The 14923-nt window shown below is 69.4% G+C and carries 16 protein-coding genes; 9 read left to right on the top strand and 7 right to left on the bottom strand.

Going from position 1 to position 14923, the window contains the following annotated elements; translation table 11 throughout:
• The first annotated feature begins 6 nt into the window (after positions 1-6).
• Positions 7-1782, top strand: a complete 1776-nt coding sequence (locus ACF09K_RS10475; RefSeq protein WP_392242224.1) for a YibE/F family protein — start codon at positions 7-9, stop codon at positions 1780-1782.
• A gap of 199 nt (positions 1783-1981) precedes the next feature.
• Here the strand turns inward: ACF09K_RS10475 and ACF09K_RS10470 are convergent, their stop codons facing one another.
• From ACF09K_RS10470 to ACF09K_RS10455, 4 genes are all read right to left on the bottom strand, one after another.
• On the bottom strand, positions 1982-2428 hold the full coding sequence (locus ACF09K_RS10470) for an SsgA family sporulation/cell division regulator (protein ID WP_392242222.1): 447 nt from the start codon (positions 2426-2428) through the stop codon (positions 1982-1984).
• Positions 2429-2526: 98 nt separating this feature from the next.
• Positions 2527-3240: an IclR family transcriptional regulator gene (locus ACF09K_RS10465; protein WP_392242449.1), complete on the bottom strand. Its 714-nt coding sequence runs from the start codon at positions 3238-3240 to the stop codon at positions 2527-2529.
• 348 nt (positions 3241-3588) lie between these two features.
• Positions 3589-3801, bottom strand: coding sequence for a DUF5326 family protein (locus ACF09K_RS10460; protein WP_366058244.1), 213 nt, complete (start codon positions 3799-3801; stop codon positions 3589-3591).
• Between the two features lie 176 nt (positions 3802-3977).
• The gene (locus ACF09K_RS10455; protein ID WP_392242221.1) at positions 3978-4295 is read right to left on the bottom strand and encodes a cupin domain-containing protein; all 318 of its coding nucleotides are present in this window, start codon (positions 4293-4295) and stop codon (positions 3978-3980) included.
• 48 nt (positions 4296-4343) lie between these two features.
• On the opposite strand from ACF09K_RS10455, the gene ACF09K_RS10450 reads away from it, so the two are divergent.
• The 6 genes from ACF09K_RS10450 to ACF09K_RS10425 all read left to right on the top strand — a co-directional run bounded on the left by ACF09K_RS10450 (position 4344) and on the right by ACF09K_RS10425 (position 9134).
• Positions 4344-4721 carry a phage holin family protein gene (locus ACF09K_RS10450; protein WP_392242220.1) on the top strand — a complete coding sequence of 126 codons (378 nt, stop codon included), beginning with the start codon at positions 4344-4346 and terminating at the stop codon, positions 4719-4721.
• Between the two features lie 7 nt (positions 4722-4728).
• The gene (locus tag ACF09K_RS10445; protein WP_392242219.1) at positions 4729-5217 is read left to right on the top strand and encodes a low molecular weight protein-tyrosine-phosphatase; all 489 of its coding nucleotides are present in this window, start codon (positions 4729-4731) and stop codon (positions 5215-5217) included.
• Positions 5214-6371 (top strand): cystathionine gamma-lyase, encoded by a 1158-nt coding sequence (locus tag ACF09K_RS10440; RefSeq protein ID WP_392242218.1) that lies wholly within the window; start codon positions 5214-5216, stop codon positions 6369-6371. The genes ACF09K_RS10445 and ACF09K_RS10440 overlap by 4 nt, the downstream gene beginning before the upstream one ends.
• 228 nt (positions 6372-6599) lie before the next feature.
• The gene (locus ACF09K_RS10435) at positions 6600-7505 is read left to right on the top strand and encodes a LysR family transcriptional regulator (RefSeq protein ID WP_392242217.1); all 906 of its coding nucleotides are present in this window, start codon (positions 6600-6602) and stop codon (positions 7503-7505) included.
• Between the two features lie 87 nt (positions 7506-7592).
• Entirely contained in the window at positions 7593-8075 is a 483-nt protein-coding gene (locus tag ACF09K_RS10430; protein ID WP_392242216.1) for an NUDIX domain-containing protein, read from the top strand.
• 192 nt (positions 8076-8267) lie between these two features.
• Positions 8268-9134, top strand: a complete 867-nt coding sequence (locus ACF09K_RS10425) for a GNAT family N-acetyltransferase (protein WP_392242448.1) — start codon at positions 8268-8270, stop codon at positions 9132-9134.
• A gap of 200 nt (positions 9135-9334) precedes the next feature.
• On the opposite strand, the gene ACF09K_RS10420 is transcribed toward ACF09K_RS10425, so the two are convergent.
• Positions 9335-10543 (bottom strand): MFS transporter, encoded by a 1209-nt coding sequence (locus ACF09K_RS10420; RefSeq protein ID WP_392242215.1) that lies wholly within the window; start codon positions 10541-10543, stop codon positions 9335-9337.
• A gap of 143 nt (positions 10544-10686) precedes the next feature.
• Here ACF09K_RS10420 and ACF09K_RS10415 point away from each other — a divergent pair, with 143 nt between their 5' ends.
• Positions 10687-11151 carry a MarR family winged helix-turn-helix transcriptional regulator gene (locus tag ACF09K_RS10415; protein WP_392242213.1) on the top strand — a complete coding sequence of 155 codons (465 nt, stop codon included), beginning with the start codon at positions 10687-10689 and terminating at the stop codon, positions 11149-11151.
• A gap of 9 nt (positions 11152-11160) precedes the next feature.
• Positions 11161-11613, top strand: coding sequence for a GNAT family N-acetyltransferase (locus ACF09K_RS10410; protein WP_392242212.1), 453 nt, complete (start codon positions 11161-11163; stop codon positions 11611-11613).
• Positions 11614-11701: 88 nt separating this feature from the next.
• Here the strand turns inward: ACF09K_RS10410 and ACF09K_RS10405 are convergent, their stop codons facing one another.
• Positions 11702-13087: a serine hydrolase domain-containing protein gene (locus tag ACF09K_RS10405; protein ID WP_392242211.1), complete on the bottom strand. Its 1386-nt coding sequence runs from the start codon at positions 13085-13087 to the stop codon at positions 11702-11704.
• A 59-nt stretch (positions 13088-13146) separates the two neighbouring features.
• A complete protein-coding gene (gene dnaB, locus ACF09K_RS10400) occupies positions 13147-14622 on the bottom strand; it encodes a replicative DNA helicase (RefSeq protein WP_392242209.1) in 1476 nt (491 codons plus the stop codon).
• Positions 14623-14923: the final 301 nt, after the last annotated feature.

Genomic DNA, 14923 nt, shown 5'->3' with positions numbered 1-14923 from the left:
CGGGCGGTGACCACGACACCCCATCCTCCGTTCCCGCCGCCCGAACAGCCCCGCGGTCCGGGCACTCCTCCCGCCGGACGCCCCGGGCGAGGGCAGGGGTACGACCCCGGTGGCGGTTCCGCTTCCGGCCCGGGCCCTCGTCCGGGTGCCGGCCTGGGTCCGGGTGCCGGCCCGGGTCCGGGTGCCGGTCCGGCTCCGGGTGCCGGTCCCGACGGCGGATACGGCTTCGGTCCTGAGAGCGGACAGGGCCCCGGCGGGGGGCGGAGTTCCAGTGGCGGGCAGGGCTCCGGCGGCGGGCAAGGCTCCGGTGGGGGCCCTGGACACGGCACCGCCCCAGGTGACGGGCGCGGTTCCCATGACGGTCATGGCCCTGGTGACGGGCACAGCGGCGGGCACGGCGGCCATGTCCCCGGTCCGGGCGGCGGCCACGGACACAGCCACAGTCATGGACCGGCCGCTCCCGTCTCCAAGCATCTGCGCAAGGTCATCGCGGCCGTCCTCATCCCCTTCGCCGTGGCCGTGCTCGCCGGCCTGGTCGTGCTGTGGCCCGGCGGTGCTCCGGCGCACGAGCGCACCGGTGTCGGCTTCGACCGGCAGACGCAGCGGGCGACGGTCTCCGACGTCGAGGACATCAGCTGCTCGTCGGCGAACGCCTCGGGCGGCACCCCCACCGGCGACACCTCCACCGCTGAAGGCTCCTCCGCGGTCCAGCAGGAGAACGGCACCTGCAAGAAGGCCACGATCCGCGTGGACACCGGCGCGGACGCGGGCCGTACTTTCACCGAGATCGTCCAGCCCGACCAGTCACGGCAACTGCACGAGGGGCAGAAGGTCGTGGTCGCCTACGAGCCCTCCGCACCGAAGGACCTTCAGTACTCGGTCACCGACGTGGACCGCCGCGTTCCACTGACCCTGCTCGCCCTCATCTTCGCCGTCGCCGTCGTGGTCGTCGGGCGGCTGCGGGGTGTCATGGCGCTGGTCTCGCTGGCCATCAGCTTCATGGTGCTGAACTTCTTCGTCCTGCCCGCGATCCTGCAAGGGTCGAACCCGCTCGCGGTGGCGGTCGTGGGGGCGAGCGCCATCATGCTGATCGCTCTCTATCTGTGTCACGGTCTGTCGGCCCGCACTTCCGTGGCGGTTCTGGGCACCCTCATCTCCCTGCTGCTGATCGGCGTCCTCGGCTCCTGGTTCGTCGACTGGGCGGCGCTCACCGGCAACACGGACGACAACACCGGTCTGATCCACGGCCTGTACCCGTCGATCGACATGAGCGGCCTGCTCCTCGCCGGAATCATCATCGGATCGCTCGGCGTCCTGGACGACGTGACGGTCACCCAGACGTCGGCGGTCTGGGAACTGCACGAGGCCAACCCCACGATGGGCTGGCGAGGGCTGTACCGGGCGGGCATCCGGATCGGCCGCGACCACATCGCGTCCGTGGTCAACACGCTCGTCCTGGCCTACGCCGGCGCCGCCCTGCCTCTGCTGCTGCTGTTCTCCATCGCACAGAGCAGTGTCGGCACGGTCGCCAACAGTGAGCTGGTCGCCGAGGAGATCGTGCGCACGCTGGTCGGTTCGATCGGGCTGGTCGCGTCGGTTCCGGTGACCACGGCGCTTGCCGCGCTCGTGGTGTCGGCGGACCGGTCGGGCACGGGCGCGCTCACCGCGGCAGCTCCGGGAGCGCCGGGCGCACCGAAGATGCCACCGGCCGGTGCGGCGGGTACGGCGGGCACGACCCTGCAGGGCCTCCGGGGCGGCAGAGGCAGGCGTCGCAAGCGCTGACGCTCCGGGGTGCGCGAAGGAGCCACCGGACGCGATGTCCTTCGCACACCCGGGCCGTCACCCTCCTCGCGCGCGCCCCTTCGCCGATCGGGGCGGACCGATCGGGACCGATCGGTGCGGACCGGCTGTAGGGCGCCTCTCAGCCGGTCCAGCAGAAGCGTTACTGCACCGGCGCGCCCCCACCCATCCCCACCAGACCTCACCCGGCGCTCTGTTCCTCCGCCAGGATCCGGCCCAAGGCCTCGTCGAGATGGGCGTCGAAGTCGGCGAAAGCGCCCTCCTGCCCCAACGGCACCAGCTTGTCGGTGCGATCGAGGAAGGCCACGAGCGGGGCCGCTGACGAACGGAAGATCGCCTGGTCACCGCCCACTTGAAGCCGGATCAGCACGTCGCCCAGAAGGTCCCGGTCGGCCGGCGAGACCCTCACGTCTCCCTCACCGCACGGTCTGCCCACCCCGTCGATGAGCAGCTCACGCCCGAACGCCCAGGTCACCGGAGCATCGCCGGGAAGATGAAAAGTGAGCCGTACGGCGTACGGATCGCAGGTCTCGTAGCCCAGTTCCACCGGGATGCGGAAAGAGAGCTCCTCGGAGACGAGAAAGCTCATCATGACCTCTGCCTCTACTGCCTGCACGGACTCGCGCATCGCCCTGTCCCGTCATTGCCGTCGACTGGCCGGGAATCAACCCCTGACACTGCTGGCATCTTGCTGAAAGTGCACAATAGATCACAAGGAGTGAGTTTTCAGATACTGATAGAGACAGCAAGTGACCCCAGCATCCGTCCGGCTTCGCTCTGCAGCCGCTGTACCGCCGTCGGCAGCCGGCCGGCCTGATGAGCGGGGAGGGAAATGGCCACCGTGGCGGCGGTCGTGCCCACGGTGATCGGGATCGCGGCACACACCGTGCCCAGCGCGTACTCCTGCCGCTCGACGACCGCCTCCATCCGCCGCATGCGGGCCAGCCGCCGCAACAGGGTGTGATCGTCCCGCACGGTGTACGGCGTGATCGACTGCACGGGGTGACGGTCCAGGTGGTCGCGGCGGGCCGTCTCGTCCAACTGGGCCAGCAGACACTGCCCGATGGCGTGCGCGTGTCCTGTCTCACGGAAGTCGGCCCATTCCGCGACCGCCGGATGGCCCGGGGTGTCGGAGACGCACATGACCTCGATCTCGCCGTCCTGGTAGCGGGCGTAGTACACCGGAGCACCGATCGAATCGCGCCAGTGCGCGAGGGTGGTGGCCATGGTGCTGCGACGTTTCTGCGCGGCTCCGCTGCCGCCCAGTCTCTCGGCCGCCTCCCCGAGGAAGAACATCCCCCTGTCGCGCCGCAGATAGCCCTCGTGCACGAGGGTGCGCAGCAGGTGGTACGCCGTGGGCAGCGCCAGGCCGGTCTCGCGGGCGAGTTGTTTCGCCGGAGCCCCCTCGTGATGCAGGGCCACGGATTCCAGCAGTCGCATGGCGCGCTGCACGGACCCGATGAGCGTCGCCGCGGGTTGCGGTTGTTCGGGGACGCCTCTGCCCGCGGGCCTCTGGAGCAGGGGGGCGGTGGAGCGGGTGCGGAGGGGAGGTGGGTGAGGTGCCGCGAATGCTGCGGTGTCAACCGTGGCCAAGGGTCACTCCCGAAGTTCGAGAGGGCGGCCCGTGCGGGAAACACGGGAGGGAGGAACGCCGCTCGCGGGGTGTGGCCCCGCGAAGGGTTCCGGACTTTAACGGCCCGCCACCGCCGACGGTCCCGCCGTCCGGAAAACTTCCCCCGGCCGAGGGAACCGGCGATCGCTGTTACCGGCGCCCTCTCTCCGCACGGCTCACCAGTCGCCGCGCGAGGAGGAACCCGCCGTGAACTTCCGGACCACGTAGATCAGTCCCCCGACCAGCGCCACGAAGACCAGCAGCTTGAAGAGCAGGCCGATCACGAAGCCGACGACGCTCGCTATCAGGCCGCCGAACACGACCAACGCGATGACGGGCACCGCCACCCACTTCACCCACCACGGCAGTCCCGCGAAGATCTCTCGCATCGTCCTCGTCCTCGTCTGTCCGGTGTCCGGTACCACCGACGGCCCGGCTCCTTCGATGTCCTGCCGTCGATGCTAGATCCCGAGGGGCGCCTGCGGGGGCCGCGCACCCCCGGTCCTCCCCTGACCGATCCCTGAGGGAACCCCGAGGCGGCACCTCCGCTGCCGGGTGGAGACGCTCAGCCCTCCGGCGGCGAGAACACCACCAGGACTCGCAGGTCCTCGCTGATGTGATGGAACTTGTGGGCGACTCCGGCCGGCACGTACACGACGCTTCCGCGCGCGACCTGGGTGGTCTCCAGACCGACCGTCAGGGAGGCGCGTCCGCTCACGACGAAGTAGATCTCGTCCTGGTGGTGGGGGTCCTGCGGGTCGTGGGCCCCGGCATCGAGTGCGTAGAGGCCGACCGACATGTTCCGTTCGCGCAGAAACTGCAGGTAGGCGCCGTCGTTGGCGGCTCTCTCCGCCTCCAGTTCATCCAACCGGAATGCCTTCATCGCCCTCGTCCGCCCTCTTGGTCGATCAGTTCTGCCACGATCAGACACATGAAGAATTTCGTAGTCAAGACGATCGCCAACGCGGGCGCCCTGGCGGTCGCCGTCTGGCTGCTCGACAAGATCACGCTGACCGGTGCCGGCACGGGCGAGAAGGTCGGCACCCTGATAGTGGTGGCGCTGCTGTTCGGCCTGGTCAACTTCCTGGTCAAGCCCGTCGTGAAGGTGCTGACCTTCCCCCTGTTCATCCTCACGCTCGGACTGATCACCCTGGTCGTGAACGCTCTGATGCTGCTGCTTACCTCGTGGCTGGCCGACCAGCTCGACGTCAGCTTCCACGTAGAGGGTTTCTGGACCGCGGTCCTGGGCGGTCTGATCATCTCCGTCGTCTCCTGGGCGCTCAACGTCGTCCTGCCCGACGAGGACTGAGCGCACCGTGGGGTACCGCGTCTGCTTCGTCTGCACCGGCAACATCTGCCGCTCCCCGATGGCCGAGGCCGTCTTCCGCGCGCACGTCGCCGGGGCCGGCCTCCAGGACCTGGTCGAGGTCGACAGTGCCGGCACGGGCGACTGGCACGTGGGCGAGGCGGCCGACCCGCGCACCGTCTCCGTCCTGGAGGAGAACGGATACGCCGTCGAGCACACGGCCCGCGTGTTCGAACAGTCCTGGTTCGCCCGCCTGGACCTCGTGATCGCCCTGGACGCCGGACACCTCGAGGCCCTGCGCCGCCTCGCCCCGACCGACGAGGACGCCCGGAAGGTCCGGCTGCTGCGCGCGTACGACTCCGCCGCCACCGACTTGGACGTCCCCGATCCCTACTACGGGGGCCGGGACGGCTTCGAGGAGTGTCTGCAGATGGTGGAGGAGGCGAGCGCGGGCCTGCTCGCCGCGGTTCGCGCGGACGTGGAAGGACGAGTGGCATGAGTGACTCCCTCACGGCCGGAGGCGCCGCCGCAGGATCAGGTGAGGGCACGCGCGCGGTGCGGGCGGGTCTTCCGGAGCCGGTCAAGTACGAACCGACCCTGCCGGGCCCGGTGTTCGCCGCGCACTTCCACCTGCCCGGCGAGCCCACGGGGCCGTACACCTACGGCCGTGACGAGAACCCGACCTGGACGCACCTGGAGCGTGCCGTCGGCGAGTTGGAGGCGCCGGGGCAGGACGGCTTCGAAACGCTCGTGTTCGCCTCCGGCATGGCGGCGATCTCGTCCGTGCTCTTCTCCCAGTTGCGCGCCGGGGACGCCGTCGTCCTGCCCGGCGACGGCTATCAGGCGCTCTCCCTGGTCCGCGCCCAGCTGGAGGCGTACGGCATCGAGGTGCGCACCGCGCCGACCGGTGGCGACGCCCAGCTCGGCGCCCTCGACGGGGCGAAGCTGCTGTGGATCGAGTCCCCGTCGAACCCGGGCCTGGACGTGTGCGACATCCGGCGTCTCGCCGAGGCGGCACACGCGCGTGGCGCCCTGGTGGCCGTCGACAACACCCTGGCGACGCCGCTCGGGCAGCGCCCGCTGGAACTGGGGGCCGACTTCTCGGTGGCGAGCGGCACCAAGCAGCTCACCGGTCACGGCGACGTCCTGCTCGGCTACGTCACCGGACACTCCGGCGGGCCGATGACCGCCGTGCGGCGCTGGCGCAAGATCGTCGGGGCGATCCCGGGGCCCATGGAGGCCTGGCTCGCGCACCGGTCGATCGCCACGCTGCAGATGCGGGTGGACCGGCAGAGCTCCACCGCACTGGCCGTGGCCCAGGTCCTACGGGAAAGGCCCGAGGTGACCGGCCTGCGGTACCCGGGGCTGCCGGACGATCCGTCGCACCAGGTGGCCTCGCGGCAGATGCGGCGCTACGGCTGCGTCGTCTCCTTCACGCTGCCCACGCGCGCGCGTGCCGAGCGGTTCCTCGACAGGCTGCGGCTCGTGGACGACGCGACGAGCTTCGGTGGGGTGCGCTCCACCGCCGAGCGTCGTGGGCGCTGGGGCGGGGACGCGGTGCCCGAAGGCTTCATCCGGCTGTCGGTCGGCGCCGAGGACCCGGAGGATCTGGTGGCAGACGTGCTGCGCGCGCTGGAGGAGTCGGCGCGATGACCGGCTCGCGGATGCCCGCCGGGTGTCCCGCGCCGTACGGGGGACGGTCCGAGCCTCCCCCCTCGTGGCTCGGACCGTCAGCGGTTCCACACGCTAAGAACCGTGCGAAACAGGCTAGTTGACTCAGTGTCAGTGTCCAATCACGGGAGCGACAGAGACCTATCGACTTATTTATGGTTGTGCCCTGTCGCCAGCCCGCGAGAAAGGCAGGGGAGGGAAGCGCTCACTATGGATCTGGCCTTGCTGCGCACCTTCGTGACCGTGCACCGGGCCGGTTCCTTCACCCGCGCCGCCGCCCTGCTGGGCCTGTCACAGCCGGCCGTCACCTCCCAGATCCGCACCCTGGAGAGGCAGCTCGGCCGCCCCCTGTTCCTGCGCCAGGCCCGCGGTGTGACACCGACGACCATCGGGGACGAGCTCGCCCACAAGGCCGCCCCGCACCTCGACGCCCTCGTGGAGATCACCGAGAGCGGCCTCGACGACGATTCCCCCGTACGGACGCTGCACCTCGCCGGGCCACCCGAGTTCACCGCAGAACGGGCCCTTCCCGCTCTTGCCGAGCTGACCGGCGAGGGTGGGCATGGGCTCGCCCTGCGCGCCTCCTTCGGAACCGCCGAGGAAGTTCTGGACGGGCTGGCCGCCGGTCACCACGACCTCGCCATCACCACGGCCCGACCGCGCGGAGCCCTGCTCACCGCCACCCCGTTGTGCGACGAGGAGCACGTCCTGATCGCTGCGCCGGGCCGGGTGGACCCGATCCACGCCGAGAAGCCGTACGGCGCGGAGACAGCCGCCCTGGAAGGCCTGCCCGTGGTCGAGGTCCACGAGTCGCTGCCCTTCGTCTCCCGCTACTGGGCGTCCGTCTTCGACTCCCGGCCCGCGACTGCCGGTGCCGTCATCGTCCCCGACCTGCGCGCCGTCCTGGCCTGCGTGACCGCCGGTGCGGGTCTGGCGGTGCTGCCCCGCTATCTGTGCGTGGCGGCCCTGGACCGCGGAGACGTCGTCGAGCTGCACCGTCCGCCGGTGCCACCGCTGCGGACTTACGTCCTGGTGGTGCGTACCGGCACGCTGGCGATGCCGCTCATCGCGCGGGCGCACGACAGGCTGCTGAGGGCGGCGGCCCACTGGTGCTGAAGCGACTCTTCCCGCCACCGGGGACCGGGTCCGCGTGGCGACGATGCGGGATGTTTCACGTGGAACCAGCGGGGCCACATTCCCCTCATGACCGTCCGACCTGTGGTCAAGCGCACCGCGCGCGCCGTTCTGCTGGACGGCGACGACCTGATCCTGATCAAACGCAGCAAGCCCGGCCTAGATCCTTACTGGGTCACGCCCGGCGGCGGAGTCGAGCCCGAGGACACGACCGTCGTCGACGCCCTGCATCGCGAGGTGTACGAGGAACTCGGTGCCAAGATCACCGACGTCGTCCCCTGCTTCGTCGACACCGTCGAGCACATCGGCGAGAACGGCAGTGCGACCGGCGTGAAGGTGCAGCACTTCTTCGTCTGCCGCCTGGAGTCCATGGACCCCGCCCTGCGGCACGGTCCTGAGATCGACGAACCCGTCGGAGAGTACGAGATCGTCCACGTGCCGTTCACTCGGGTCGGCATCGCCTCCGTCCACCTCGTGCCGCTGTCTCTGCGGCACTACCTCGACGGCAACATCGAGGGTGTCCGTGCCATGCATGCACCCGACCTGGGATGAGGCTCTGGATTTCAGGTCGGCTTCCGTCGGCTTCCCGGACCGCCGACAGGCTGCCCAGGATCCAGATGTTTCACGTGAAACGAGGCCTGGCTGTCCGCATGCCGTGCTGAGGACCGCTGGTTGGCCAAAAGCACATACGACTGTGGGGAAACAGGTGGACGTCAGAGGTTCCGGTCGGACAGCCTGACCTGCGTGCCGACTCCTTCTCTCGCAGCTCTCCCCATTCGTCGTCTGACGCACCGTGACCTCATCGCCTGTGCCGACTTGTCCGAGGACAGGGGGTGGCCCCGTGAAGAACACAAGTGGGGCTTCCTCCTCACCGCTGGAAAGGGCTACGGCATCGACGACCCGGACGGGGGCCTCGTCAGCGCCTGCGTGGTCACCGAGTACGGCCCCCATGGCCAGCCGGCTTTCGGTGCCGTCGGCATGGTGCTGGTCGCGGAACGGCATACCCGGCAGGGCGTCGGCCGTCGACTCATGCGGCACATCACCTCCGTGATGGGCACGACGCCGCTGACGCTGCATGCGACGCCGAACGGCCGCCCTCTGTACGAGGAGCTGGGATTCAAGGCCACGGGCCGTGCCGAGATGGTGGTCGGCCGCTTCACACCCGGCGGTCCGAGGCCCGGCGTCATGACACGAGCGGCCACGGCGGAGGATCTCACGACGATCCTGCGCCTGGACGAGGAAGTGTTCGGGGCCGACCGCACTCCCGTGATCGCGCGGCTGCCCGCGTTCGCCGACCAGGTGCGGGTCGCCGAGGACGGCGGCCGGATCATCGGTTACGCGGCCGCCTGGCCCAATATGGACACCCATGTCGTGGGACCGCTGATCGCCCGCGACACCGGGACGGCGAAAGCACTCCTGGCGTCCTTGGCCGAGCATTCCGACCGACCACTGCGCATCGACATCGACGTCCGGCACGAGGAACTGCTGGCCTGGGTCAAGGAGCGAGGCCTGTCGTCGGTCGCTTTCAACACCGTCATGACCTACGGCTTCAGTGAACTGCCCGGCGACTGGAGGCGGCGGTTCGCTCCACTCACGGTGGCGGCCGGCTGAGACGGACAGCGACGCGGGGGCCGGTGTCCGAAAGGTCTCGGACCCCGGCGTGCACGCACGTTCCGGAAGGACGCAGGTCCACACGTCATCAAGAGGAAAGGCCAGGCCCGCGCTTCCAGGGCCGCGGTGGCGAGGCCGTCGTTCTGCTCCGGCAGCCGGCCGCCCGACGTCCACAGCCCCGGTCAGGCGTCCGTCACGGCTCAGTGGTGGACGGCTGCCGACTGTTCGGCCGGGGTCCGTCCGGTGACGACGACGCCGGCGGTGTTGTCGCGGCGCTCCAGCGCGGCCGAGACGAGAGCGAGAGCGAGAGCCGTCGCGGCAAGGGCGGCGCCGACCCAGTTCGGCGCGGTGTAACCGAGGCCACCGGCGATGACGAGGCCACCGAGCCAGGCGGAGAGGGCGTTGCCGAGGTTGAAGGCACCGATGTTCACCGCCGAGGCGAGTGTCGGAGCACCGTGCGCCTGGTCGAGGACGCGCTTCTGGAGCGGTGGGACCGTGGCGAAGCCCAGGGCACCGATCAGGACGATCGTGACCGCCGCGAGGACCTTGTCGTGCGCGGTGAAGGTGAAGAGGGCCAGGACGACCGCCAGGCTGCCGAGGGAGACGTACAGCATCGGCATCAGAGCGCGGTCGGCGTACCTGCCGCCGACGAGGTTGCCTCCGACCATGCCGAGCCCGAAGAGGACGAGCAGCCAGGTGACGGAACCCTCGGCGAAGCCCGCCACGTGGGTCATCATCGGTGCGATGTAGGTGATGGCCGCGAAGACCCCTCCGAAGCCCAGGACGGTCATCGCCATGGCGAGCAGGACCTGCGTGTTCTTGAACGCGGCCAGTTCGTGTCGCAGGCGGACCCCCTGCGCGCGGGGCAGTTCGGGCACCAGCTTGGCGATGCCCGCCAGTCCGAGGACGCCGAGAAGGGCAACGATTCCGAAGGTCACGCGCCAGCCGACGGTCTGCCCGACGAGTGTGCCCAACGGAACGCCGACGACGTTGGCGACGGTGAGGCCCGTGAACATCATCGCGATGGCGCCGGCCTTCTTGTCCGGGGCGACCAAGTCGGCCGCGACGACCGAGCCGATGCCGAAGAACGCACCGTGGGCGAGGGAGGCGACGATCCGGCCGATCAGCATGACGGCGAAAGCCGGGGCGACGGCCGACAGGAGGTTGCCGACGACGAACAGGCCCATCAGCAGCATCAGCATCCGTTTGCGGGACACCTTGGTGCCGAGGACGGTCATCAGCGGGGCGCCGAGCACGACGCCGAGCGCGTAACCGGTCACCAGGAAGCCGGCCGTGGGGATGGAGACGTCGAAGTCGCCCGCGACCTCGGGCAGCAGACCCATGATCACGAACTCGGTCGTGCCGATGCCGAAGGCCCCGATCGCGAGGGCCAGGAGCGCCAGAGGCATGGTGGGATGAACCTTCCAGAAGATTGCAAAAACGCCTTACGAGCGTTCACAATAATTGCAGACGCGGGCTATGTGCAACAGCGGTCTATTGCGGCATTGCTCTATCCTGGGATCCAGCCGTACCGGGACGGAGGAGAACACCCATGACCGCGACGGACCCCGCACTCACCGCTCTCGCTCAGGGCTGGTGTGCCCTCTCCCTGCTGCACGGCAGGATCGAGGCCCACATCGAGCGCGCTCTCCAGGCCCGGCACGACCTGAGCGTGCGCGAGTACTCCCTCCTCGACGTGCTCAGCCGCCAGCACGACGGCGACGGGGGGCACCTGCAGATGAAGCAGGTGGCCGACGCCGTCGTCCTCAGCCAGAGCGCCACCACCCGGCTGGTCACCCGCCTCGAGAACCGTGGCCTGCTCGAGCGATACCTGTGTCCCACCGACCGCCGCGGCATCTACACGAACGTCACCGAGCCAGGCCTGAAGCTGTTGGAGCAGGCCCGCCCGACCAACGACACCGCCCTTCGCGAGGCCTTGGACGAGGCGGCGAAGAACCCGGAGCTGGCTCCACTGGTCCGGGTCGTGGAATCCCTGAAGGCACCCGCCGCTGCATAGGGTGCGGTCATGGGAGATCTTGAAATACGCGCCGCCGTCGCCGAGGACATTCCCGCGATCGTCGGCTTGCTCGCGGACGATCCTCTGGGAGCGCGGCGTGAAGCACCGGACGACCTCGCCCCTTACCTGAGGGCGCTGGAGCGAATCAGTGCCGATGCGAACCAGCGCTTGGTCGTGGCCGTGCGCGAGGGCCGCGTCGTGGGCACCCTCCAACTGACGATCGTGCCGGGTCTCTCCCGGCGCGGGGCGACCAGGTCGATCATCGAGGGCGTACGTGTTCACGCCGACGAGCGCGGCGGCGGCCTCGGCACCCGGTTCATCGAGTGGGCGATCGAGGAGTCCCGGCGGGAGGACTGTCGACTGGTCCAGCTGACTTCCGACAGCACGCGCACCGACGCCCACCGCTTCTACGAGCGGCTTGGTTTCGAGGCTTCGCACCTCGGCTTCAAGCTCCAACTCTGAGGGGCGGTGAGATCAGCCGCCGGGCCTCCCCAGGACAAGGTGCCGCGTTTCACGTGAAACGCGGCACCTTGCCTCCTTCCGCCGAGCGCTAGCCGATCCCCCGCCATCCCTCCGCGTCCACACCACCGGGCACGTCGGCCTCATCGTCGTACGGTCGGCGGGTGAACACGAACGATCCGAGATCGAGATGGTCCACGGCGCCGTCCGGGCGCCGCACCGCCCGCAGAGTCTCCCCGGCGAAGTAGCCCTCCAGGCCCGACCACGTTCCGTCGCCGTTCGCCCGGAATCGCGAGCGCCGCCCGTCACCGGAGAGCGGCCCGAGCGAGACGTGGCCGTCAGCCGTGACCCGTAGGGCGAACGGGCTGGTCCCCCAGTACCACTGGCCCGCCAGTTCCAGGACGGACCGATCGAGGTCCCGCAACGGCCGCCAGGGCTCGGGGATCCGCGGCTCGGCCTCGGCCACGATGCGTACGAGGTCGGCGGCCACCTGAGTCACCATCGGTCCCGACGTGCAGTTGGCCAGGACCACGGCGGCGACGTCGTCGGCCACGCTGACCGTGAGACCGGCCAGGAACCCCGGCACCGACCCCGAGTGCCCCACGAGCACCCGGCCGCCCAGGTTCTCGATCCGCATACCGAGCCCGTACGTGCCACCGCTCGCGAGGTCGGTGACGTCGGCCGGCGCCGCGGGCGTCCGCATCTCCTTGAGAGTCTCCGCACCCAGCACCCTGTCGTCCCCTCGGACCAGGAAGGCGGCGAACCGCGCCAGATCGCCGGTCGTGGACCAGAGTTGACCGGCCGCGGCCATCCGGCCGAAATCCTCGGCGGGTTCGGGAAGCATCACGTCAGCCCAGGGATGCACCGCCCAGCCTCCCGCGTGAGGAGCAATCGACCGCACACTCGTACGCGCAAGATTCAGAGGTTCGAGCACTTCCCGCTGAAGCACCTCGTTCCACGGAGCACCGCGAAGTTCTTCGACGAGAGCGCCGAGGACGCTGTAGCCGGGGTTGGAGTAGTGGAAACGACGCCCCGGCGGGTGCAGTGCGGCCTGATCACCGAGGACGTCGGAGAGGCGGGGACGCAACGAGCCGGGAGTCCGCTCCCACCACGGGCCGGGCGACTCGGCCGCCAAGCCTCCCGTGTGCGCGAGGAGCTGGGCGACGGTTGCCTCCCCGGTGCCCGAACCCGGAAGGTGTTTCTCCAACGGGTCCTCGAGGTCGAGCGCCCCTTCATCGCGCAGCCGCAGCACGAGAACGGCGGTGAAGATCTTGGTGATCGAGCCGATCCGGTACTGCACCGTTTCGTCCGGAACGTGCCCGTCGACCGAGGTCCGCGCCCCGTGCCACACGGCCTGCCCGTCCCGCATCACCGCGGCGACGAGCGAGGGCGCCCGGCCCTCGGACTGGGCCACGGCGATCCGGTGCAGCAGCGCCCGTCGGGTGCCGGGAAGCAGCTCTTCCAGAGGTGTCGTCATGACCCCAGTCCATCCGGCGTCGCGGCCCGCGTCGAGCCCATTTCGCCCAGAGCACGCGATCAGGTCTGCGCCATGTCCACGAAGCGCGAATAGTGCCCTTGGAAGGCCACAGTGATCGTGGCTGTCGGGCCGTTACGGTGCTTGCCCACGATGATGTCCGCCTCGCCCGCGCGTGGCGACTCCTTCTCGTACGCGTCCTCGCGGTGCAGCAGGATGACCATGTCGGCGTCCTGCTCGATGGAGCCGGACTCACGGAGGTCGGACACCATCGGCTTCTTGTCCGTGCGCTGCTCGGGACCACGGTTGAGCTGGGAGAGCGCGATCACCGGGACCTCGAGCTCCTTGGCGAGGAGCTTGAGGTTACGGGACATGTCCGAGACCTCCTGCTGACGGCTCTCGGAGCGTTTGGAGCCGCCAGCCTGCATCAGCTGGAGGTAGTCGATGATCACGAGCTTGATGTCGTTGCGCTGCTTGAGCCGTCGGCACTTGGCGCGGATCTCCATCATCGACAGATTCGGCGAGTCGTCGATGTAGAGCGGCGCGGACGACACCTCGGGCATCCGGCGGGCCAGACGGGTCCAGTCCTCGTCCGTCATCGTGCCGGAGCGCATGTGGTGCAGGGCGACACGGGCCTCGGCGGACAGCAGGCGCATCGCGATCTCGTTGCGTCCCATTTCCAGGGAGAAGATGACGCTGGGCAGGTTGTGTTTGATCGAGGCCGCGCGGGCGAAGTCGAGGGCGAGTGTGGACTTGCCCATGGCGGGCCGGGCGGCGATGACGATCATCTGGCCGGGGTGCAGCCCGTTGGTGAGCGAGTCGAGGTCGGTGAAGCCCGTGGGTACACCGGTCATCTCGCCGCTGCGCGAGCCGATCGCCTCGATCTCGTCGAGGGCGCCCTCCATGATGTCGCCGAGCGGGAGGTAGTCCTCGCTGGTGCGCTGCTCGGTGACGGCGTAGATCTCGGCCTGGGCCCGGTTGACGATCTCGTCGACGTCGTCGTCGCCCGCGTACCCCATCTGGGTGATGCGGGTGCCGGCTTCGACCAGGCGGCGCAGGACCGCGCGCTCGTGCACGATCTCCGCGTAGTACTCGGCGTTCGCCGCCGTCGGCACGGTCTGCACGAGCGTGTGCAGATACGAGGCACCGCCGACCTTGTTGATCTCGCCGCGCTTGGTGAGCTCGGCGGCGATCGTGATGGGGTCGGCCGGTTCGCCCTTGGCATAGACGTCGAGGACGGCCTGGTAGATCGTCTCGTGCGCCGGTTTGTAGAAGTCGTGGCCTTTGAGGATCTCGACCACGTCGGCGATGGCGTCCTTCGACAGGAGCATGCCGCCGAGCACGGACTGTTCGGCGTCGAGGTCCTGCGGTGGTACCCGCTCGAAAGGGGTCCCGCCGCCGTCCCATTCGCCACTGTCCCGGCCCCGGTCGTGCTGTTCGTCGCGTCCGCGGCCTCCGTCACGTCGGCGGGAAGAGGGCAGACGATCACTGGGACCGCTGTCGGCCCACGGATCGTCCAAGGGCTCGGAAATGCTCAACCGAGCCACCTCCTCCCGTCCGCGGAGCGGACCTCGCCGCGCCTCACATTTCTACGGCACGGCACTGACAACTAAGAGGCCCAACTCCGGTTCGAGCGTGTCGGTTTTGCGCGGCTTTCACAGCCGTGGGACGGAGCGGGCGCCGGACCACGGTAGGCCCGACGACGGCGTCAGCCAATCTGGTTATCCACAGGCCTTGTGGATAGTGACCCCGATGCTGTGGAGAACTGCTCAAAACCTGTGCACGACTCGGTGGACAGCCCTGTGAACAAGCCCTCTTCTCGCCCCATACGACCTCTCT

The sequence above is a fragment of the Streptomyces sp. NPDC014882 genome, assembly GCF_043081325.1.
GTDB lineage: Bacteria > Actinomycetota > Actinomycetes > Streptomycetales > Streptomycetaceae > Streptomyces.
Note: the sequence above shows the minus strand (reverse complement) of the source record. Positions and strands in the feature narration are given on the sequence as shown.